The sequence below is a fragment of the Pseudomonas sp. EYE_354 genome (genome assembly GCF_023148575.1).
Lineage (GTDB): Bacteria > Pseudomonadota > Gammaproteobacteria > Pseudomonadales > Pseudomonadaceae > Aquipseudomonas.
This window is the reverse complement of the sequence record NZ_JAHXNQ010000001.1, coordinates 157,420-177,159: the sequence shown is the minus strand read 5'-3', so window position 1 is coordinate 177,159 and position 19,740 is coordinate 157,420. Positions and strand designations below refer to the sequence as shown.

20 protein-coding genes are annotated in these 19,740 nt (G+C 59.7%); 6 read left to right on the top strand and 14 right to left on the bottom strand.

Annotation, left to right across the window (positions count from 1 at the left end; genetic code table 11):
• The 4 genes from gatB to KZX66_RS00840 all read left to right on the top strand — a co-directional run bounded on the left by gatB (position 1) and on the right by KZX66_RS00840 (position 3,400).
• Positions 1 to 1,446 (top strand): Asp-tRNA(Asn)/Glu-tRNA(Gln) amidotransferase subunit GatB, encoded by a 1,446-nt coding sequence (gene gatB / locus KZX66_RS00855; RefSeq protein ID WP_248075242.1) that lies wholly within the window; start codon positions 1 to 3, stop codon positions 1,444 to 1,446.
• A gap of 86 nt (positions 1,447 to 1,532) precedes the next feature.
• Positions 1,533 to 1,904 carry a septal ring lytic transglycosylase RlpA family protein gene (locus tag KZX66_RS00850; protein ID WP_248075240.1) on the top strand — a complete coding sequence of 124 codons (372 nt, stop codon included), beginning with the start codon at positions 1,533 to 1,535 and terminating at the stop codon, positions 1,902 to 1,904.
• A 72-nt stretch (positions 1,905 to 1,976) separates the two neighbouring features.
• Positions 1,977 to 3,023 (top strand): calcium/sodium antiporter, encoded by a 1,047-nt coding sequence (locus tag KZX66_RS00845; RefSeq protein WP_248075988.1) that lies wholly within the window; start codon positions 1,977 to 1,979, stop codon positions 3,021 to 3,023.
• The gene (locus KZX66_RS00840) at positions 3,020 to 3,400 is read left to right on the top strand and encodes a carboxymuconolactone decarboxylase family protein (RefSeq protein WP_065877292.1); all 381 of its coding nucleotides are present in this window, start codon (positions 3,020 to 3,022) and stop codon (positions 3,398 to 3,400) included. The genes KZX66_RS00845 and KZX66_RS00840 overlap by 4 nt, the downstream gene beginning before the upstream one ends.
• Here the strand turns inward: KZX66_RS00840 and KZX66_RS00835 are convergent.
• The 5 genes from KZX66_RS00835 to kdgD form a co-directional block, all read right to left on the bottom strand.
• Complete coding sequence (locus tag KZX66_RS00835; RefSeq protein WP_248075238.1) at positions 3,397 to 4,338, bottom strand: AEC family transporter; 942 nt, start codon at positions 4,336 to 4,338, stop codon at positions 3,397 to 3,399. The genes KZX66_RS00840 and KZX66_RS00835 overlap by 4 nt on opposite strands.
• 122 nt (positions 4,339 to 4,460) lie before the next feature.
• A complete protein-coding gene (gene garD / locus KZX66_RS00830; protein WP_248075986.1) occupies positions 4,461 to 6,014 on the bottom strand; it encodes a galactarate dehydratase in 1,554 nt (517 codons plus the stop codon).
• Between the two features lie 11 nt (positions 6,015 to 6,025).
• Positions 6,026 to 7,390: an MFS transporter gene (locus tag KZX66_RS00825; protein WP_248075236.1), complete on the bottom strand. Its 1,365-nt coding sequence runs from the start codon at positions 7,388 to 7,390 to the stop codon at positions 6,026 to 6,028.
• A 101-nt stretch (positions 7,391 to 7,491) separates the two neighbouring features.
• Positions 7,492 to 8,937, bottom strand: coding sequence for an aldehyde dehydrogenase family protein (locus KZX66_RS00820; protein ID WP_248075234.1), 1,446 nt, complete (start codon positions 8,935 to 8,937; stop codon positions 7,492 to 7,494).
• Positions 8,938 to 8,991: 54 nt separating this feature from the next.
• The gene (gene kdgD / locus KZX66_RS00815) at positions 8,992 to 9,903 is read right to left on the bottom strand and encodes a 5-dehydro-4-deoxyglucarate dehydratase (protein ID WP_027604837.1); all 912 of its coding nucleotides are present in this window, start codon (positions 9,901 to 9,903) and stop codon (positions 8,992 to 8,994) included.
• 235 nt (positions 9,904 to 10,138) lie between these two features.
• On the opposite strand from kdgD, the gene KZX66_RS00810 reads away from it, so the two are divergent.
• Entirely contained in the window at positions 10,139 to 11,293 is a 1,155-nt protein-coding gene (locus KZX66_RS00810) for a phospholipase (protein ID WP_248075232.1), read from the top strand.
• A gap of 45 nt (positions 11,294 to 11,338) precedes the next feature.
• Here the strand turns inward: KZX66_RS00810 and KZX66_RS00805 are convergent, their stop codons facing one another.
• The 8 genes from KZX66_RS00805 to rplM all read right to left on the bottom strand — a co-directional run bounded on the left by KZX66_RS00805 (position 11,339) and on the right by rplM (position 17,136).
• Positions 11,339 to 12,088 (bottom strand): FadR/GntR family transcriptional regulator, encoded by a 750-nt coding sequence (locus tag KZX66_RS00805; RefSeq protein ID WP_248075231.1) that lies wholly within the window; start codon positions 12,086 to 12,088, stop codon positions 11,339 to 11,341.
• A gap of 157 nt (positions 12,089 to 12,245) precedes the next feature.
• Entirely contained in the window at positions 12,246 to 12,665 is a 420-nt protein-coding gene (locus KZX66_RS00800) for a ClpXP protease specificity-enhancing factor (protein ID WP_248075229.1), read from the bottom strand.
• A gap of 17 nt (positions 12,666 to 12,682) precedes the next feature.
• Complete coding sequence (locus KZX66_RS00795) at positions 12,683 to 13,300, bottom strand: glutathione S-transferase N-terminal domain-containing protein (RefSeq protein WP_248075227.1); 618 nt, start codon at positions 13,298 to 13,300, stop codon at positions 12,683 to 12,685.
• 146 nt (positions 13,301 to 13,446) lie between these two features.
• Positions 13,447 to 14,229, bottom strand: coding sequence for a cytochrome c1 (locus KZX66_RS00790; protein ID WP_248075225.1), 783 nt, complete (start codon positions 14,227 to 14,229; stop codon positions 13,447 to 13,449).
• Positions 14,229 to 15,440, bottom strand: coding sequence for a cytochrome bc complex cytochrome b subunit (locus tag KZX66_RS00785; protein ID WP_032877803.1), 1,212 nt, complete (start codon positions 15,438 to 15,440; stop codon positions 14,229 to 14,231). The genes KZX66_RS00790 and KZX66_RS00785 overlap by 1 nt, the downstream gene beginning before the upstream one ends.
• A complete protein-coding gene (gene petA / locus KZX66_RS00780) occupies positions 15,440 to 16,033 on the bottom strand; it encodes a ubiquinol-cytochrome c reductase iron-sulfur subunit (RefSeq protein ID WP_034095877.1) in 594 nt (197 codons plus the stop codon). The genes KZX66_RS00785 and petA overlap by 1 nt, the downstream gene beginning before the upstream one ends.
• Positions 16,034 to 16,300: 267 nt before the next feature.
• The gene (rpsI, locus tag KZX66_RS00775; RefSeq protein ID WP_003171743.1) at positions 16,301 to 16,693 is read right to left on the bottom strand and encodes a 30S ribosomal protein S9; all 393 of its coding nucleotides are present in this window, start codon (positions 16,691 to 16,693) and stop codon (positions 16,301 to 16,303) included.
• 14 nt (positions 16,694 to 16,707) lie between these two features.
• Positions 16,708 to 17,136, bottom strand: coding sequence for a 50S ribosomal protein L13 (gene rplM, locus KZX66_RS00770; protein WP_003171742.1), 429 nt, complete (start codon positions 17,134 to 17,136; stop codon positions 16,708 to 16,710).
• Between the two features lie 248 nt (positions 17,137 to 17,384).
• Between rplM and KZX66_RS00765 the strand changes: the two genes are divergently transcribed.
• Positions 17,385 to 18,425, top strand: a complete 1,041-nt coding sequence (locus KZX66_RS00765) for an NADP(H)-dependent aldo-keto reductase (protein WP_248075223.1) — start codon at positions 17,385 to 17,387, stop codon at positions 18,423 to 18,425.
• Positions 18,426 to 18,533: 108 nt separating this feature from the next.
• Here KZX66_RS00765 and KZX66_RS00760 read toward each other — a convergent pair whose 3' ends face one another.
• Positions 18,534 to 19,670, bottom strand: coding sequence for an acyl-CoA dehydrogenase family protein (locus KZX66_RS00760; protein ID WP_248075221.1), 1,137 nt, complete (start codon positions 19,668 to 19,670; stop codon positions 18,534 to 18,536).
• Positions 19,671 to 19,740 lie beyond the last annotated feature (70 nt).

Genomic DNA, 19,740 nt, shown 5'->3' with positions numbered 1-19,740 from the left:
ATGCAATGGGAAGTTGTGATCGGGCTGGAGATTCACACCCAGCTCGCCACCCAATCGAAGATTTTCTCCGGTAGCGCCACTACGTTCGGCGCAGAGCCCAACACCCAGGCCAGCCTGGTAGACCTGGGCATGCCCGGTGTGCTGCCGGTGCTGAACCAGGAAGCGGTGCGCATGGCGGTGATGTTTGGCCTGGCGATTGACGCCGAGATCGGCCAGCACAACGTGTTCGCGCGCAAGAACTACTTCTATCCGGACCTGCCCAAGGGCTACCAGATCAGCCAGATGGAACTGCCGATCGTCGGCAAGGGCCACCTGGACATCCCGCTGGAAGACGGCACCATCAAGCGCGTCGGCGTTACCCGTGCTCACCTGGAAGAAGACGCCGGCAAGAGCCTGCACGAAGAGTTCCCAGGAGCCACCGGTATCGACCTGAACCGCGCCGGCACGCCGCTGCTGGAGATCGTGTCCGAGCCGGACATGCGCAGCGCCAAGGAAGCCGTGGCCTACGTCAAGACCATCCACGCACTGGTGCGCTACCTGGGCATCTGCGACGGCAACATGGCCGAAGGCTCGCTGCGTTGCGACTGCAACGTGTCGGTACGCCCAAAAGGCCAGGCCGAGTACGGCACCCGCTGCGAGATCAAGAACGTCAACTCGTTCCGTTTCATCGAGAAGGCGATCAACACCGAGGTACGTCGCCAGATCGAACTGATCGAAGACGGTGGCAAGGTGATCCAGCAAACGCGCCTGTACGACCCGAACAAAGACGAAACCCGCGCGATGCGCAGCAAGGAGGAAGCCAACGACTACCGTTACTTCCCCGACCCGGACCTGTTGCCGGTGGTGCTCGAGGACTCGTTCCTCAACGACATCCGCGCCACCCTGCCGGAATTGCCGCAGCAGAAACGCGAGCGTTTCCAGGCGCAGTTCGGCCTGTCGATCTACGATGCCAGCGTATTGGCCTCCAGCCGTGAACAAGCCAACTACTTCGAAAAAGTCGTGAGCATTGCCGGCGACGCCAAGCTGGCGGCCAACTGGGTGATGGTTGAGCTGGGCAGCCTGTTGAACAAACAGGGCCTGGAAATCGACGAGGCACCGGTGACCGCCGAGCAACTGGGCGGCATGCTGCTGCGCATCAAGGACAACACCATCTCCGGCAAAATCGCCAAGACCGTGTTCGAGGCGATGGCGGCGGGCGAAGGCTCCGCTGACGCGATCATCGAAAAGCGTGGCCTCAAGCAAGTCACCGACAGCGGCGCCATCTCGGCCGTCCTCGATGAGATGCTGGCGGCCAACGCCGAGCAGGTCGAACAGTACCGTGCGGCGGACGAGGCCAAGCGCGGCAAGATGTTCGGCTTCTTCGTCGGCCAGGCCATGAAAGCCTCCAAAGGCAAGGCCAACCCGCAACAGGTAAACGAACTGCTGAAAAGCAAGCTCGAAGGCTGATAACAACGGCCTGTCTGCAGTGACCGGTTTGTGTGGGAGCGCGCTCCCACACACGCCGGTCCTGGATTAATTTCGGGGATCTCTGAATGAAGCGTCTACTCGGCCTCCTGGCCCTGTCTTCCCTGCTGACCGGTTGCGCCAGCGGCCTCATCGATCCCAATGGCTACGACGAAACCGGCACCGCCTCCTACTACGGCGCCCGTCACCACGGCAAAAAAACCGCCAGCGGTGAACCCTTCAACCAAAACGCCCTGACCGCCGCCCACCGGCAACTGCCGTTCGGCACCCAGGTCAAGGTGACGAATCTCGACAACGACAAATCCGTGGTGGTCCGCATCAATGATCGCGGCCCGCATACTCGTGGGCGCTTGATTGATCTTTCGCGCGAAGCAGCCGAGCGACTGGGCATGCTGCGCAGCGGCACCGCGCGGGTTCGCGTGCAAGCCTTAAGTCACTGACCCCCATCCCCTCTCAAAGGAGCCTTGGCTATCTTCGGATTAACCGCCCTCTCGCCCTGGAGCCTGCTCGAACTGGCCAGCGGCCTGTTGTTATTGATCGCCGGTGCCGAGATCCTGGTACGCGCCGCCGTTCGCCTGGCGGCCAGTCTCAAGGTGCGGCCATTGATCATCGGTCTGACCATCGTGGCCTTCGGCAGCAGCGCGCCGCAGATGACCGTCAGTTTGCAGGCGACCCTGGCCGGCAATACCGACATCGCCGTGGGCAGCGTGATCGGCAGCAGCATCTTCAATATCCTGGTGACCCTGGGCCTGTCGGCGTTGATCATTCCCCTGCGCGTTTCGCGGCAACTGGTGCGCCTGGATATCCCGGTGATGATCCTCGCGAGTCTGTTGGTGTTCACCCTGGCGGCCAATGAAGAGCTGACACCTGCCGATGGACTTTTCCTACTGATCGCCTTGCTGGCCTATCTCGGCGTGCTGCACTACCAGACCCGTCACTCGCGCCGCCCGCGCACCCTGCACACCGTCGCCCAGGCGCCGTGGCTGAGCAGTGTGCTGCTGATGCTCGGCGGTTTTTTGATTCTGGTGCTGGCCGGGCACTTGCTGCTGGGCGCGGCAGTGGAGGTGGCGAGCGACCTGGGCTTGTCGGAACGCATCATCGGCCTGACGCTGATCGGCGTCGGCACGTCCCTGCCCTGCCTGGCCACCTCGCTGATCGCCGCCCTGCGTGGCCAGCGGGACATTGCCGTGGGCAACGTGATCGGCAGCAACCTGTTCAACCTGCTCGGCGTACTGGGGCTGACCGCCCTGTTGGCGCCGTCGCCGTTATCGGTATCGCCCAACGCCCTGGACTTCGACCTGCCGGTGATGCTCGGGGTGGTGGTGTTGTGCCTGCCGGTGTTTTATACCGGCTACCGCGTCACCCGCGCTGAAGGTCTGGTGCTGCTGGGGCTGTACCTGGCGTATGGGCTGCACGTGATGTCATTCACCACCGGCATGCCCTTGGCCAACAAGCTTGAACAATTGATGCTGTATTACGTCCTGCCGGCGCTGGTGGTGTTCCTGGTGTTCACGTCGCTGCGCGCCTGGCGCCGCCAACATAAGAGGGAATCGCAATGACCGATCAGAAAAAGCCCGGGGTTGAAATGCGTCGCCAGGTCATGGGCGATGCGTTCGTCGACCGCGCCCTGGGCAATGCCACCGAGTTCACCCAGCCGTTGCAGGATTTCGTCAACGAACATGCCTGGGGCAGCGTGTGGAACCGCGAAGGTTTGCCGCTCAAGACCCGCAGCCTGATCACCCTCGCCGCCCTCACCGCGCTCAAGTGCCCACAAGAGCTTAAGGGCCACGTGCGCGGCGCGCTGAACAATGGCTGCACCGTGGAGGAGATTCGCGAAGCGCTGCTGCATTGCGCAGTGTATGCGGGCGTGCCGGCGGCGATCGATGCGTTTCGTGCCGCTCAGGAAGTGATCGATACCTACCAGAAAGAAGGCTAGATCCAGCCACCCGCCTGCAGCACAAAAATACCGATATTCGTGGTCACCGCCGCCATCAGGGTGGTGATCACAATAATCGCCGCCGCCAGCTCGTGATTGCCCTCGGCCGCCCTGGCCATCACGAAGCTAGCGGCGGCCGTCGGCGCGCCGAAATACAGGAACAGAATCCCCAGTTCAGGCCCGCGAAAGCCCAGCAGCCAGGCACCCAAAGTGGCGACCACCGGCAACCAGACCATCTTCATCAAGCTCGCGCTCAACGCCATGTTGCCGCTTTTGCGCAGCGCCGCCAGGGACAGGGTGCCGCCGATGCAGATCAACGCCAACGGCAAGGTGGTGTCGGCCAGGTACTGCATGGATTTTTCCAGCCAGCCGGGCAGGCCAATCTGAAAATACGCGAACGGCGCCGCCACGATAACGCTGATGATCAATGGGTTGGCCGCCACGCTTTTGAAAATGCTCCACGGATCGGACTTGATCACCGGGCTGTACACCGCCAGCACGATGGTCGACAGCGTGTTGTAAAAGAGGATCACCAGTGCGGCGAGGATTGCACCCAATGAAATGCCGTAGTCGCCGTACATGCTGGCCGCGAGCGCCAGGCCGATCACTCCGTTATTGCCGCGAAATGCGCCTTGGGTATAAATGCCGCGGTCTTCACGCTTGCAACGAAAGATCGCCCAGCCCCAGGCCAGGGCAAAACTGACCAGCGTGGCGATGGAAAAGTAGATCAGCAACCCCGGCTTGAGCGCCGAGTGCAGGTCGGCATGCAGGATGCCCAGGAAAAGCAGCGCCGGCATGGTGACGTTGAACACCAGGGACGAAGCCGTATGGATAAAGTTGTCGTTGATCCAGTTGATGCGCTTGAGCAGCACACCCAGAAACAGCATGGCAAACACCGGCGCGGTGATGGTGAGGGTGGTGAGGAAGATAGCCAGCATGCCGGGGAGAACCTTGGTGAGCGTCGTTAGGAGGCTAATGATAAGCCACTACGCCCCGTTTAGTCTGGTCCCCATCCCTGCATTGCCTCGCGCTGGGCTGCGCAAGGCAAGCCTGCTCACAATCAGGTAATCGGCGCCGGGTTGAACAACGTGATGTCGTTATGCAGTTTGTGATGCTCCGCCCACGTTTGTTTTTTGCCGCTGGCCACGTCCAGGTAGAAGTGAAACAACTCCCAGCCCAGCTCTTCGATGCTCGCGCGGCCGGTGGCGATACGCCCGGCGTCGATGTCGATGAGGTCCGGCCAGCGTTGTGCCAATTCCGTACGGGTCGACACCTTCACCACCGGCGCCATCGCCAGCCCGTAAGGCGTGCCGCGGCCGGTGGTGAACACATGCAGGTTCATCCCTGCCGCCAGTTGCAACGTACCGCACACAAAGTCGCTGGCCGGCGTCGCACAGAAAATCAGGCCCTTGCCCTTGAAGCGCTCGCCGGGGCCCAGTACGCCGTTGATCGCGCTGCTGCCGGATTTGACGATGGAGCCCAAGGACTTTTCGACAATATTCGACAACCCGCCCTTTTTGTTGCCCGGCGTGGTGTTGGCGCTGCGATCCGCCTCGCCTTTGGCCAGGTAACGGTCATACCAGTCCATTTCCCTGACAAGCTCTTGGGCAACTTCCTTACTTTCGGCGCGCGATGTCAGCAGGTAGATGGCATCGCGTACTTCAGTCACTTCGGAAAACATCACCGTGGCGCCGGCTCGCAGCAACAGGTCGGAGGCGTAGCCCAGCGCAGGGTTGGCGGTGATGCCGGAAAACGCATCACTGCCGCCGCATTGCATGCCCAGGATCAGCTCGGACGCCGGTACGGTTTCCCGGCGGCGCTGGTCGAGTTTCTTCAGGCGGGTTTCGGCCAGCGCCATGATCTGCTCGATCATTTCGGTGAAGCCGTGGCTGGAATCCTGCAGCCGATACAACCACGGCTCGCTCAAGTCAACGGAGCTGTCGTTGTCATGCATCACCTGCCCGGCCTGCAATTTTTCGCAGCCCAGGCTGATCACCAGGGCTTCACCGCCCAGGTTCGGATTACGTGCCAGGTTGCGCACGGTGCGGATCGGAATGTAAGCGTCAGTGGCCGTGATCGCCACCCCGCAGCCGTAGCTGTGGGTCAGCGCCACCACGTCATCGACGTGGGGGTACTTGGGCAGCAACTCGTCCTTGATGCGCTTGACGGCGTGGTCCAGCACCCCGGTGACGCACTGCACTGTGGTGGTGATCCCGAGGATATTGCGCGTGCCCACGGTGCCATCAGCGTTGCGATAGCCCTCGAACGTAAAACCTTCCAACGGTGCCTGAGCCTGAGGCACCTCGGTAGACAGCGGCAAGCTGTCCAGCGGCGGCGCAGTGGGCATGCGCAGTTGATCTTCCTGGACCCAACTGCCGCGCGGAATCGGCTTCAATGCGTAACCGATGGTCTGGCCGTAGCGAATAATCTGACCGCCTTCGGGGATATCTTCCAGGGTCACTTTATGGCTCTGGGGGATGAAATCCACGGTCACCAGGCCGTCGGGGAACTCAGTCCCGGCTGGCACGCCCTGGTCATTGACCACGATCACCACGTTGTCGCGCTCGTGCAAACGAATGGAGCGCGGCGAGTCGGCATGTTCAATCAACTGCATCACGGTGCCTCTCAGGAATGCGCTTGGGTTAGGTTGGTCAACTCTGGCCCCTTGCTTGGCGGCTCTTTGAGTACTACGCGTTTGATCGGGCCGACGATGACCAGGTAGCTGAACACCGCCACCAGCGCGTTGGCGCCGACGAACACCAGCGCCCATTTGAACGAGCCGGTGGTGCTGATGATGTAGCCGATCACAATCGGTGTGGTGATGGAAGCGAGGTTACCGAAGGTGTTGAACAGGCCGCCACTGAGGCCGGCGATTTGTTTCGGCGAAGTGTCGGACACCACCGCCCAACCCAGCGCGCCAACGCCCTTGCCGAAGAAGGCCAAGGCCATGAAGCCCACCACCATCCATTCAACATCGACGTAGTTGCACGCGATGATGCTGCTCGACACCAACAGGCCGGCGATGATCGGCGCCTTGCGGGCGAACGTCAGGGAATGGCCTTTGCGCAGCAGGTAGTCGGAAATTACCCCGCCGAGCACACCGCCGATAAAGCCGCAGATCGCCGGCAACGAGGCAATGAACCCAGCCTTGAGGATGGTCATGCCACGGTCCTGCACCAGGTACACCGGGAACCAGGTCAGGAAAAAGTAGGTGATGCCGTTGATGCAGTACTGGCCCAGGTACACGCCGAGCATCATGCGATTGGTCAGCAACTGGCGAATGTAATCCCACTTCGGACCGTCAGTTTTCTTACCCTTGCCCTTGTCCTGGTCCATATCGACCATCGCGCCATTGGCCGCGATATGGTTGAACTCGGCCTCGTTGATCATCGGATGCTGGCGCGGACTGTGGATAACTTTCAGCCAAACCAGCGAGAACACGATGCCGATCACACCCATCACGATAAACACGTGCTGCCAGCCGAAGCGATAGACGATCCAACCCATCAGCGGCGCGAACAGCACCGTGGCGAAGTACTGCGCCGAATTGAAGATCGCCGAGGCCGTACCGCGTTCAGCGGTGGGGAACCAGGCGGCGACAATACGCGCGTTACCGGGGAAGGATGGCGCTTCGGCCAGGCCTACCATGAAGCGCAGCATAAACAGCGCAACGACTGCGGTGGAAACACCGAACTCACCGACATAACCTTGCAGCACGGTGAACAGTGACCAGGTGAAGATGCTCAGGGCGTAGACTTTTTTCGAGCCGAAGCGATCGAGTAGCCAGCCACCGGGAATTTGCCCGGCCACGTAGGCCCAACCGAATGCGGAGAAGATGTAACCGAGGGTGACCGCGTCAATGCCGAGGTCTTTTTGCAGGCTGGAGCCCGCGATGGCGATAGTGGCCCGGTCGGCGTAGTTGATCGTGGTCACCAAAAAAAGCATGAGCAGGATCAAATAGCGGACGTGGGTCGGCTTGGTCGCTTGCATGTAGCTGTACTCCCACTAATTATTTTTTTTGCGGGTAATGATGTGCGGTGTTGAGTGCGCAACCGCCGCCTGTTGGGGGCGGTTGCACGGGGTGCTGCGTGTTACGAACCGATGTAGCTGGTTTTCACCACGGTGTAGAACTCTTGCGCATAGCGACCTTGCTCACGCGAACCGTAGGATGAGCCCTTACGGCCACCGAATGGAACGTGATAGTCCACACCGGCGGTCGGCAGGTTGACCATTACCATCCCGGCCTGTGAGTGGCGCTTGAAGTGGTTGGCGTACTTCAGGGACGTGGTGGCGATGCCCGCCGACAGACCGAATTCGGTGTCATTGGCCATGGCCAGCGCCGCTTCGTAGTCCGCCACGCGCACCACGTTGGCCACCGGGCCGAAGATCTCTTCACGGCTGATGCGCATGGCGGCTTCGCTGTCGGCAAACAGCGTCGGCGCCAGGAAGTAGCCTTCGGTGTCACACGTGACCAAACCGCCACCGCTGACCAGCCGCGCGCCTTCGCTTTGGCCGATGTCGATGTACTTCATGTCCTGGTCCAGTTGGGCTTGGGAAACCACCGGGCCAATGTCGGTACCACTTTTCAGCGCGTGGCCCACCTTGATCGACTTCATGCGCTCAGCCATGGCTGCGACGAACTGGTCGTGGATGCCGGCGGTGACAATCAGACGGCTGGACGCCGTGCAGCGCTGACCGGTGGAATAGAACGCGCTCTGCACCGATAACTCGACCGCCTGCTTGAGGTCAGCGTCGTCGAGAATGATCTGCGGGTTCTTGCCGCCCATTTCCAGCTGCACTTTGGCTTGACGCGACACGCAACTGACGGCGATCTGCCGACCCACACCGACCGAACCGGTGAAGCTGATGCCGTCGACTTTCGGGCTGTTGACCAGCACGTCGCCGACCACACGGCCGCTGCCCATCACCAGGTTGAACACGCCCGCAGGGAAACCGGCGCGGGAGATGATCTCAGCCAGGGCCCAGGCGCAGCCCGGTACCAACTCAGCGGGCTTGATCACCACGCAGTTGCCATAGGCCAGGGCCGGGGCGATCTTCCACGCGGGGATCGCGATCGGGAAGTTCCACGGGGTGATCAAGCCAACCACACCGAGGGCTTCGCGGGTCACCTCGACATTCACGCCCGGACGCACCGACGGCACGTAATCACCGGACAGGCGCAGGCACTCACCGGCAAAGAACTTGAAGATGTTACCGGCGCGGGTCACTTCGCCGATGGCTTCAGGCAGGGTCTTACCCTCTTCACGGGCCAACAGCGTGCCGAGTTCTTCGCGGCGCGCGAGGATTTCGCTGCCGACTTTATCCAACGCGTCATGGCGCGCCTGGATCCCGGAGGTAGACCAGGCCGGGAATGCGGCGCGGGCCGCGTCGATGGCGGCGTTGACTTGAGCGACGTCAGCCTTGGCGTATTCGCCAATGACATCAGACAACTCCGACGGGTTGAGGTTGACGCAATAGTCGGCACCGGCCACCCATTGGCCGTTGATGTAGTTTTCAAAACGCTGGGCTTGGGACACGAATCTTCTCCTGACGCAAAAGGCCGCTGATTACTCAGCGGCCTTATTGATGGGTTATTGCGGGCCTTGCTTGTCGATCAGCGCAGCCAGGGCTTCGTATTCTTCCGGCAGCAGATCGGTCAGCGGCGTGCGCACCGGACCTGCGTCATAGCCGACGATTTTTGCGCCTGCCTTGACGATGCTCACGGCATAGCCGGCCTTGCGGTTACGGATGTCCAGATAGGGCAGGAAGAAATCGTCGATGATCTTGGCGACGGTGGCGTGATCGTCCTTGGCAATGGCGTGGTAGAAGTCCATCGCGGTTTTCGGGATGAAGTTGAACACCGCCGAGGAGTACACCGGTACGCCCAGGGCCTTGTAGGCAGCGGCGTAAACCTCTGCAGTCGGCAGGCCGCCGAGGTAGCTGAAACGGTCGCCCAAACGGCGGCGGATCGACACCATCAACTCGATGTCACCCAGGCCATCCTTGTAGCCGATCAGGTTTGGGCAACGCTCGGCCAGGCGTTCCAGCAGCGGTGCGGTCAGGCGACACACGTTGCGGTTGTAGACCACCACACCGATCTTTACCGATTTGCACACGGCCTCAACGTGGGCGGCGACCCCGTCCTGGCTGGCTTCGGTGAGGTAGTGCGGCAACAACAGCAAGCCTTTGGCACCCAGGCGTTCGGCTTCCTGAGCGTATTCGATCGCCTGACGGGTCGAACCGCCGACACCGGCGAGAATCGGCACGCTGGTGGCGCAGGTATCAACAGCGGTCTTGATCACTTGGGAATATTCGCTGGCGGCCAGGGAGAAAAACTCACCGGTGCCGCCCGCGGCGAACAAGGCAGTGGCGCCGTAGGGGGCGAGCCACTCAAGACGCTTGATGTAGCCCGCCTGGTGAAAGTCACCCTGGGCGTTGAAATCGGTCACGGGGAAAGACAACAGACCGTGGGAGAGGATGGACTTCAGTTCTTGTGGATTCATTATTCGAACACCCTGGGTAAAGACTTTCTGGCGAAAGGTTGTTGTTGGTTTTAATGATGTCGTACGTCATCGTACAACTATAAAAGAATTCGTCAACTGCAATTCATCGTCCGTGACCTGCCGTGGGTGTTGAAACAAGGATTCTTGACGTAGGAAATTTATCCTCTATGCTCGCCATAGCTGTATATATGTACAGCAAAAAAGGAAGATTCCTACGACATAGCAAGGAGCTAACATGTCAGGTCTTGAGCTCGCAGCACCCGAAAAAACCCCAACGATCCTGCGCTTCGAAGGCAGCGAACACACCGCGATCGGCGACGACACGCTGCTGCGCTTCGTTAAAGATGCCGCGCCGATTCCCGCACGTGACGTCCAACTGCACCTGCCCAACGGGCTTGCGCTGACCTACGGTCAGGTGATTGCTCTGGGCGGTGACTTTTATGGCATTCCCGGCCGGCCCATCAGCGATGGCGCCTCTGCGGCCGAGCGCGTGCAACGTTTCACCGCGGCCTTCAATACGCTCGCCGTACTGCCGGCGTCGCGGGAAGAGGCCGGCAAGATCCTCGCGGTAATGCAGAAGGAGATCAACGCGGTCAACGGGACCATCAAGGCTGGCAAACAACCCCATGAGGCCTATGACGCGCTTGGCGATACGTTGTCCGAAGAGTGGAACCGCATCACCGGCGGTGGCAGTGCGGTGTCGGCACTGTTTCCGCTGGGGCGCTACCTGAAACTCGCAGCAGACAACGCCGACCACTTCGGCGAATGGGCGTTGTCGGCCTACCTGGCAGGGCATACGGCGGCGCTGCAGCAGGCCGTCGTGGCCCATCAAACCGGCACAGACCAGGCGCTGGAACTGGCGTATGCCATGAACAGCTTCGCTGATCACTTTTTGACCGATCTGTTTTCCGCCGGGCACCTGCGGGTACCGCGCAAGCAACTGGCTGCCGTGGTGACACCCGACGAATTGGGTTCGCTGATCAGTCGCTTCATGCACGACGAAGACAGCGCATTCGGGCTCAAGGTGCGCAATGCCATGGGGGATGAGTGGCATGCCTATGGAGATAAACGCTACTTCGATGCCAGTGACGCGGCGAATCGGACGCAGGTCAAACGCGCCGTTCAGGCTTCGGCGGACGAAATCTTCGACACGTTTATCAGCGGTGCGGCGCCCTCCCCGGCCCACTTCAAGGCACCTTTATACGTGCCGGATTTGAACGCGGCCCAGAACCCGGCGAACAACTTTTCGCCACTGTTCAGGCTGGAGGGGGACAAGGTACTCCGACGCAAAGACGTAAATGACCTTAACGACAAGCACTGGACCGCTGACTGGTGGGGGTGGAGTGCGTATTTGCTGCTTAAGGACTACACACCCAATCAACCTGTCTGACTGATCGTTCCCAGACGACGCGTGGGAACGGCGAACCCGGGCAATTCAACCGCGCTGCGCTTGCGCCTCTTCATGGGCGTGGCGCAGCCGCTCACGGCTGTTGGTCAGGTGCAAACGCATCGCCGCCCGTGCCGCGTCCGAATCCTGGCGAGCAATCGCCTCATAAATTTCTTCGTGTTCGCGGCTCAGACGGCTCATGTAGTGCTGTTGATCATCGTGGGCCAGACGCGCCGAATTCAGACGCGTCCGCGGAATGATACTGGTGCCCAGGTGCGTCATGATGTCGGTGAAGTAGCGGTTGCCGGTGGACAGGGCAATTTCCAGGTGGAAGGCAAAATCCGAGGCCACCGCATCGCCGGCGTGGGCCGCGCTTTCGTTCAACGCATCGAGCGCGGCGCGCATCGCCGCCAGTTGTGCATCGCTGCGACGCAGTGCAGCGAGGCCGGCGGACTCCACTTCCAGGCTGATACGCAGCTCCAGAATGGCCAGCACATCGCGCAAGGTAACGACCGTCGCCGGGTCGATGCGAAAGCCGCTGGGGCTTGGCGTGTCGAGCACGAACGTGCCGATACCGTGACGGGTTTCCACCTGCCCGGCCGCCTGCAAACGCGAGATGGCTTCGCGCACCACCGTGCGGCTGACGCCATGGGCCTCCATGATCGCCGACTCAGTGGGCAACTTGTCGCCCCGCTTGAGCTCGCCGTCGCGGATCTGTTCGGACAACACCGTGACCAATTCCTGGGCAAGGCTGCGGCGCTTGCGGGGAAGACGAGGGGCGGTGTTGGCGTTTTCCATGAGGGGTCATCTATCTCGGCGGACTAAGGCAGCATCATAGCCCATGGCGGTTGTACGATCACCGTTCAGTCGCGACTTTCATCCATATCCTGCGCGCAAAAAAATGCCCCGACGCAGGTCGGGGCATTTTTTCCGGTTCGCCCAAGGGCTGAACCGCTTACTTCACCACTTTCAGGCTTGGCCGTCCGCTTGGACGCGGCGGTTCGGCATCCGGTGGCGGCACATCGTTACCGTCCTCGCTTTCGACCGCTTCGTCCTCCTCGAAAGGCGACTCCAGATCGAACACCATGCCCTGACCATTTTCCCGGGCGTAAATCCCGAGGATGGCACCAATGGGCACGAACAGCGTATGCGGCACACCGCCGAAACGCCCTTCGAAGCTCACAGCTTCATTGTCCATGTGCAGGTGGCGCACAGCACTCGGAGATACGTTCAACACGATCTGCCCGTCACTGGCAAACCCCTGCGGCACGTCAACCTTGGGAAATTCAGAGTTGACCAGCATGTGCGGGGTGCAATCGTTGTCCACAATCCACTCATAGAGCGCGCGGACCAAGTAGGGTCGACTGGAGTTCATCAGCGGCTCCTTAAGCCTTAGCGCATATCGCGTTCGACACCAGACAGACTCGCCTGGAAAGCCTCACGCGCAAACTGGCGCTCCATGTAATCAAGCAGCGGCTTGGCTGGCCGCGGCAGTTCAATGCCCATAATCGGCAAGCGCCAGAGTATGGGTAATAGGCAGCAATCCACCAAACTTTGTTCCTCGCTGAGGAAAAAAGGCTTGTCGGCGAACAGCGGCGAAACGCCGGTGAGGCTCTCGCGCAATTCCTTGCGCGCCACCACACGGGCGGCTTCTTTGCTGCGCGAATCCAGAATCACATCCACCAGCCCACACCAGTCACGCTGAATCCGATGGATCAGCAGGCGGCTGTTGGCACGCGCCACCGGATACACCGGCAGCAAAGGCGGATGAGGGTAACGCTCATCCAGGTATTCCATCACCACGGTCGACTCCCACAACGCCAGGTCACGATCGACCAGGGTGGGCAAGCTGCCGTAAGGGTTCACTTCGATCAGTTTTGGCGGATGACGGCCCGCCTCCACAGTGATGATCTCGGCGCTGACACCCTTCTCTGCGAGCACGATGCGTACTCGGTGGGAATAGTGGTCGGCGGGGTCGGAGTAACAGGCCAACCGATTGGTCACGCCCATGGCGGTCCTCCTCGCTTGTTGAAATTATCGAAAGCTCAAAAACGAGCGCGCCCAGAGAGCATCTCTGTAGGACCTGATGACCGGGTCGCTACGGGTCAGAGATGCCGCTGGGCGCGCAAGATTAACAGCAATTGCTTACGGTTGGATCAATGCACATCCTTCCAGTATTCGCGTTTAAGCAGATAGGCGAATACAAAGAAGAAAGCCAGGTACAGCAAGACATACGTACCGATGCGCTGGTGCTGCAATTTGACCGGGTTGGCCGAGTAGGCCAGGAAGGTCACGAGGTTCTTGACCTTCTCGTCGAACTGCTCTTCGTTCAGCGCACCGCTCTTAGGCACGATGGTCAGTTGGTCGCACGCTTCGTGAGTCAGAGGCGTACCGGTCAACGGATCATATTGTTTCTTGCCGTTCTCAACGACCTGAACCTGCTTGCATCCTACCACTTGGCGACCCTGCAGGCCGACCAGAACGTTAGGCATACCGACGTTCGGGAACACTTTGTTGTTCACACCCCACGGGCGAGCCGGGTCTTCGTAGAAGGACTTGAGGTAGCCGTAGAGCCAGTCAGTGCCACGCACGCGCGCTACCAGCGTCAGGTCAGGCGGCGCAGCACCGAACCAAGCCTTGGCGTCTGCTGGCTTCATGCCGATGTTCATGTGGTCGCCAATCTTGGCGCCCGTGAACACAAGCTTCTCCAGCATCAACTCGTGGGGGATACCCAGGTCGTCGGCCACACGCTCATAGCGTTGGAACTTGGCGCTGTGGCAACCCATGCAGTAGTTGGCGAACGTGCGTGCGCCGTCCTGCAGGGCTGCTTTATCAGACACGTCGATATCGACTTTTTCCAATTCCGGGCCGCCGTGCTCGGCAGCGAATGACAGTAGCGGCAGCGCCGCAAGCATCAATGCAACGAATAATTTTTTCATCAGCCAGTCACCCTTTCCGGAACCGGTTTGGTCTTCTCTAGCCGGGTGTAGAACGGCATCAGAATGAAGTAGGCGAAATACAGGAAGGTGCAGACCTGCGACAGCAACGTACGCTCAGGCGTTGGCGCCAGTACGCCGAGTACGCCCAGGATCACGAACGAAATGCAGAACACCCACAGCCAGATCTTGCTCAGCCAGCCTTTGTAGCGCATCGACTTGACCGGGCTGCGGTCGAGCCAAGGCAGTACGAACAGCACGGCAATGGCCGCGCCCATGGCGATGACGCCCATAAGCTTGTCGGGGATCGCCCGCAAGATGGCGTAGAACGGTGTGAAGTACCAGACCGGGGCAATGTGCTCAGGTGTCTTGAACGCGTTGGCTTGCTCGAAGTTAGGCTTCTCGAGGAAATAACCGCCCATCTCCGGGAAAAAGAACACGATCGAGCAGAACACGAACAGGAACACGACCACGCCGACGATGTCTTTGACGGTGTAGTACGGGTGGAACGGAATGCCATCCAGCGGGATGCCGTTTTCGTCCTTGTGCTTCTTGATGTCAACGCCATCCGGGTTGTTGGAACCCACCTCGTGCAGCGCGAGGATGTGCAACACCACCAGGCCCAGAATCACGATCGGCAGAGCCACCACGTGCAAGGCGAAGAAGCGGTTCAAGGTGATGCCGGAGATCAGGTAGTCACCACGGATCCACTGGGTCAGGTCATTACCGATGACCGGAATCGCACCAAACAGCGAGATGATCACCTGGGCGCCCCAGTACGACATCTGGCCCCATGGCAGCAGGTAACCCATGAACGCTTCGGCCATCAGCGCCAGATAGATCAGCATGCCGAAGACCCATACCAGCTCTCGCGGTTTCTGGTACGAACCGTACAGCAGGCCGCGGAACATGTGCATATAGACCACGATGAAGAACGCCGAAGCACCGGTGGAGTGCAGCAGACGCAGGATCGAGCCGTACTCGACGTCACGCATGATGTATTCGACCGAGGCGAACGCCTCTTCCGCCGAGGGTGTATAGCTCATCGTCAGCCAGACGCCGGTGACGATCTGGTTGACAAGCACCAGCAGTGCCAGGGAGCCAAAGAAATAGAAGAAGTTGAAGTTCTTCGGGGCGTAGTACTTGCTGAGATGGTCTTCCCACATTTTAGTTGCGGGGAAGCGCGCATCGACCCAATCCATGAACTTGCTCATCACGCGTTCTCCTTATCGAGGCCAATGACAATAAGGTCGTCAGTTTCGTAGGTATGCGGCGGTACGGGCAGGTTCAACGGCGCGGGTTGGGACTTGTAGACGCGTCCGGCCAGGTCGTAGTGGGAACCGTGGCACGGGCAGAAATAACCACCGACCCAGTCCTTGCCCAGATCGACGGGAGCTACTTCCGGGCGGAAGGTAGGCGAGCAACCCAAGTGGGTACACAGACCGACCAGCAACAGAATCTCTGGCTTGATCGAACGTGCTTCGTTTTTGGCGTAGGCGGGTTGGTCGGATTTCTCAGATTTGGGGTCAGACAACTGGCCTTCGATCTTTTTCAGATTTCCCAGGATTTCCTCTGTACGACGAACAATGAACACCGGCTGGCCGCGCCACTCAGCAATCATCTGCTGGCCTGGCTCGATTTTGCTGACATTCACCTTCACCGGTGCACCTGCGGCTTTCGCCTTGGCACTGGGAAACCATGACCCCACGAACGGGACCGCAGCCCCCACCGCTCCTGCAGCACCCACCACGGATGTGGCTGCTACCAAGAAGCGACGCCGGCCTGCATTCACGCCGTCATTGCTCATTCAGTCCTCTCCCATCAGCTTTTTTGGCCTGTTAAATCAGGCGTCTACTAAGTGTTGAATCTTTACTTATAAAAATTTTGCCGAATGGTAATGAAAAGCCCCACGTATGACAAGGGAATTGCCCAGGGCTCAGCCTCCAGGCCTTGTAGTATAGGGGGTCTACGGATGTGGCAAGTTGTCACGGCGAAAAATGTGCATAAATCGCAGGCAATAAAAAACGCCCAGCTCCGTGAGGAGGCTGGGCGTTTTTGTGGAACGTAAAGCGAATTAACGCTTCGAGTACTGCGGACGCTTACGCGCTTTACGCAGACCGACTTTCTTACGTTCAACTTCACGGGCATCGCGAGTCACGAAGCCAGCTTTGCGCAGAGCGCCACGCAGGGTTTCGTCGTACTGCATCAGAGCGCGAGTGATACCGTGGCGGATTGCGCCAGCTTGACCACTTACACCGCCACCGATAACGGTGACGTAGATGTCGAACTTTTCAACAGTCTCGGTCAATTCCAGCGGCTGACGAACTACCATGCGGGCAGTTTCGCGGCCGAAGAAGTTATCCAGGGTGCGGTTGTTGATCGAGATGTTACCAGTGCCCGGACGCAGGAAAACGCGTGCGGTTGCGGTTTTGCGACGGCCAGTGCCGTAATTTTGAGTCGCCGACATAATGAACTATTCCGTTAAAACTTCAGTTCTTGGGGCTGCTGAGCAGCATGAGGGTGTACAGCGCCCGCATAGACTTTCAGCTTGCGAAACATATCGCGACCCAGTGGGCCCTTAGGCAGCATGCCTTTGACCGCGATTTCGATCGGGGCTTCAGGCTTCTTGGAGATCAGGCCTTCAAAGTTGGAAGACTTGATACCGCCTGGGAAACCGGAGTGACGGTAGTACATTTTGTCTTGCGCTTTGTTGCCGGTAACACGTACCTGCTCAGCGTTGATGATCACGATGTAGTCACCGGTGTCAACGTGAGGGGTGTATTCAGGCTTGTGCTTGCCACGCAGACGGCTGGCGACTTCAGTGGCCAGACGACCCAGGGTCTGACCAGCGGCGTCGACGACAAACCAGTCGCGCTGAACTGTTTCCGGTTTTGCAGTAAAAGTTGTCATTCTTTAATAGCCTCAGGGGCCGCCCTGTAAATTAGACGGCGGATCTTACTGAATAGTGCGTACTTTGACAAGTCAAAGGCAGCCGGATACAGACGCTATCGGGGGCTCGGGTCGGCGCGTCCGTTCAACGGCAAGATTCTTCGGCAGGCGGCGCATCACTTCCACTGCAGAAAGAGGTGGGCAATTATGCAGATTGCGAAAAAAAATTCAACCTGCTTTTATGATTGTTTTCCCTGAAGGAGTACCCGATGGATTATCGACAGCTGGGCCGTACAGATCTGAACGTGAGCGCGATAGCCTTGGGCACCATGACCTGGGGCGAGCAGAACAGCGAGGCAGAGGCCTTCGCGCAGATCGAACGGGCCAAGGCCGCGGGGATCAACTTCCTCGATACGGCGGAAATGTACCCGGTGCCGCCCAAGGCCGACACCTACGCGACCACCGAGCGTTATATCGGCAATTACTTCAAAAGCCGTGGCGACCGTGCCGACTGGATCCTCGCCAGCAAGATTGCAGGCCCCGGCAATACCATCGATTACATCCGCGACGGCCACCTGCGCCACAACCGCAAGCACATCATTGAAGCCCTCGACGCCAGCCTCAAGCGCCTGCAGACCGACTGGATCGACCTGTATCAACTGCACTGGCCGGAACGCAGCACCAACTTTTTTGGCCAGTTGAGCTACAAGCACAAGGACGAAGACGACCTCACACCGCTTGAAGAAACCCTTGAAGCGCTGGATGAACAGGTCAAGGCTGGCAAGATCCGCCACATCGGCCTGTCCAATGAAACCCCGTGGGGCACCATGAAATTCCTGGCCCTGGCCGAAGCCCGTGGCTGGAGCCGCGCGGTGTCGATCCAGAACCCTTACAACCTGCTCAACCGCAGTTTCGAAGTGGGCCTGGCGGAAGTCGCGATTCGGGAACAATGCGGCCTGCTGGCCTACTCGCCCCTGGCGTTCGGCATGCTCAGTGGCAAATACGAAGGTGGCGCACGCCCGGCCAAGGCGCGCCTGACGGAGTACAGCCGCTTCAGCCGCTATTTCAACCCACAATCGGAAGCGGCGTGCAGCCGTTACGTGGCCCTGGCGCGCGAACATGGCCTGGACCCGGCGCAGATGGCCCTGGCGTTCGTGACGCAGCAGCCGTTCGTGACCAGCAACATTATCGGGGCCACATCGCTTGAACAGTTGGACAGCAACATCGCCAGTGCTGATCTGAAACTGTCGAAAGAGGTGCTGGAAGGGATTGAGGCGATTCAGAAGGATCATCCAAACCCAGCACCTTGATCAATCCATAGACAGTCTTCGCGAACACGCTCGCTCCCACATTTGACTGTATTCACAATCAAAACGCGGGAGCGGGCTCGCGAAGAGGCCTCAGCAGCACAGCCCCCCCTAGAGCGCCCGCGCAATAATCTCCTTCATGATCTCGTTGGTGCCCGCATAAATGCGCTGCACCCGCGCATCCGCCCAGGCCCGCGCAATCGGGTATTCCCACATAAAGCCGTAACCGCCGTGCAACTGCACGCACTCGTCGAGCACCTTGCACTGCAGGTCGGTGGCCCAGTACTTGGCCATCGCAGCCGTAGGCACGTCCAGCTTGCCCTCCAGGTGCAATGCCAGGCACTTGTCGACGAATACCCGACCGATCTGAATCTCGGTGGCCATTTCCGCCAGTTTGAAACGGGTGTTCTGGAAATCGGCGATCGCCTTGCCGAAGGCCTTGCGTTCACGGGTGTACTCGAGCGTCCACTGCAACGCCGCTTCGGCTGAGGCCAGTGCGCCGATCGCCACGGTCAAACGCTCCTGGGGCAGTTCCTGCATCAGGTAGGCAAAGCCCATGCCCGCCTGGCCCAACAGGTTTTCCTTGGGCACACGCACATCCTGGAAGAACAACTCCGAGGTGTCCTGGGCCTTCATACCGACCTTCTCCAGACGCTTGCCCTTGGCGAAGCCCGGCGTATCGGCCTCCACCAGAAACAGGCTGGTGCCCTTGGCGCCGGCCTTGGGATCGGTCTTGGCCACCACGATTACCAACTCGGCAAGATAACCGTTGGTAATGAAGGTCTTGGAGCCGTTGATCACATATTCATCGCCGTCCAGCACGGCAGTGGTCTTGACCCCTTGCAGATCGGAACCCGCGCCTGGCTCGGTCATCGCAATGGCCGTGACCATCTCGCCACTAATCAATTGGGGCAGGTATTTGTGCTTCAGCGCCTCACTGCCGTAATGCAGAATATACGGCGCGACGATATCCGAATGCAGGGAGAACCCGATGCCGGTGAGACCCAGCCGGCCGATCTCTTCGATCACCACCGTGCTGTAGAGAAAATCCGCGCCCAGCCCACCGTATTCCTCCGGCAGATGGGAGCAGAGCATCCCCGCCTCCCCCGCTTTGCGCCACAGATCACGGTCGATGTAACCCTGTTTTTCCCATTGCCCATGGAACGGCGCGGCGTCTTTTTCGAGGAAGGTGCGCACGCTCTCGCGAAAGAGTTCGTGCTCCGGACTGAACAAAGTTCTGGGAATCATGGGTCACCTGCATGGATTGTCGGACAAAGACGAACCCACAGAGCCTATGCCGCGAAAGCCTTACGGGACA

What these genes read in the sequence shown, in the direction of transcription:
- garD (WP_248075986.1), bottom strand. Translation starts at nt 6,014, where the DNA reads ATGCAGTTGATTGAACATGCCGACTCGCCGCGCTCCATTCGTTTGCAC.
- rplM (WP_003171742.1), bottom strand. Translation starts at nt 17,136, where the DNA reads ATGACAACTTTTACTGCAAAACCGGAAACAGTTCAGCGCGACTGGTTT.
- KZX66_RS00795 (WP_248075227.1), bottom strand. Translation starts at nt 13,300, where the DNA reads ATGGGCGTGACCAATCGGTTGGCCTGTTACTCCGACCCCGCCGACCAC.
- gatB (WP_248075242.1), top strand. Translation starts at nt 1, where the DNA reads ATGCAATGGGAAGTTGTGATCGGGCTGGAGATTCACACCCAGCTCGCC.
- KZX66_RS00825 (WP_248075236.1), bottom strand. Translation starts at nt 7,390, where the DNA reads ATGCAAGCGACCAAGCCGACCCACGTCCGCTATTTGATCCTGCTCATG.
- KZX66_RS00805 (WP_248075231.1), bottom strand. Translation starts at nt 12,088, where the DNA reads ATGGAAAACGCCAACACCGCCCCTCGTCTTCCCCGCAAGCGCCGCAGC.
- KZX66_RS00800 (WP_248075229.1), bottom strand. Translation starts at nt 12,665, where the DNA reads ATGAACTCCAGTCGACCCTACTTGGTCCGCGCGCTCTATGAGTGGATT.
- rpsI (WP_003171743.1), bottom strand. Translation starts at nt 16,693, where the DNA reads ATGTCGGCGACTCAAAATTACGGCACTGGCCGTCGCAAAACCGCAACC.
- KZX66_RS00835 (WP_248075238.1), bottom strand. Translation starts at nt 4,338, where the DNA reads ATGCTGGCTATCTTCCTCACCACCCTCACCATCACCGCGCCGGTGTTT.
- KZX66_RS00785 (WP_032877803.1), bottom strand. Translation starts at nt 15,440, where the DNA reads ATGAGCAAGTTCATGGATTGGGTCGATGCGCGCTTCCCCGCAACTAAA.
- KZX66_RS00810 (WP_248075232.1), top strand. Translation starts at nt 10,139, where the DNA reads ATGTCAGGTCTTGAGCTCGCAGCACCCGAAAAAACCCCAACGATCCTG.
- kdgD (WP_027604837.1), bottom strand. Translation starts at nt 9,903, where the DNA reads ATGAATCCACAAGAACTGAAGTCCATCCTCTCCCACGGTCTGTTGTCT.
- KZX66_RS00765 (WP_248075223.1), top strand. Translation starts at nt 17,385, where the DNA reads ATGGATTATCGACAGCTGGGCCGTACAGATCTGAACGTGAGCGCGATA.
- KZX66_RS00760 (WP_248075221.1), bottom strand. Translation starts at nt 19,670, where the DNA reads ATGATTCCCAGAACTTTGTTCAGTCCGGAGCACGAACTCTTTCGCGAG.
- KZX66_RS00850 (WP_248075240.1), top strand. Translation starts at nt 1,533, where the DNA reads ATGAAGCGTCTACTCGGCCTCCTGGCCCTGTCTTCCCTGCTGACCGGT.
- petA (WP_034095877.1), bottom strand. Translation starts at nt 16,033, where the DNA reads ATGAGCAATGACGGCGTGAATGCAGGCCGGCGTCGCTTCTTGGTAGCA.
- KZX66_RS00840 (WP_065877292.1), top strand. Translation starts at nt 3,020, where the DNA reads ATGACCGATCAGAAAAAGCCCGGGGTTGAAATGCGTCGCCAGGTCATG.
- KZX66_RS00790 (WP_248075225.1), bottom strand. Translation starts at nt 14,229, where the DNA reads ATGAAAAAATTATTCGTTGCATTGATGCTTGCGGCGCTGCCGCTACTG.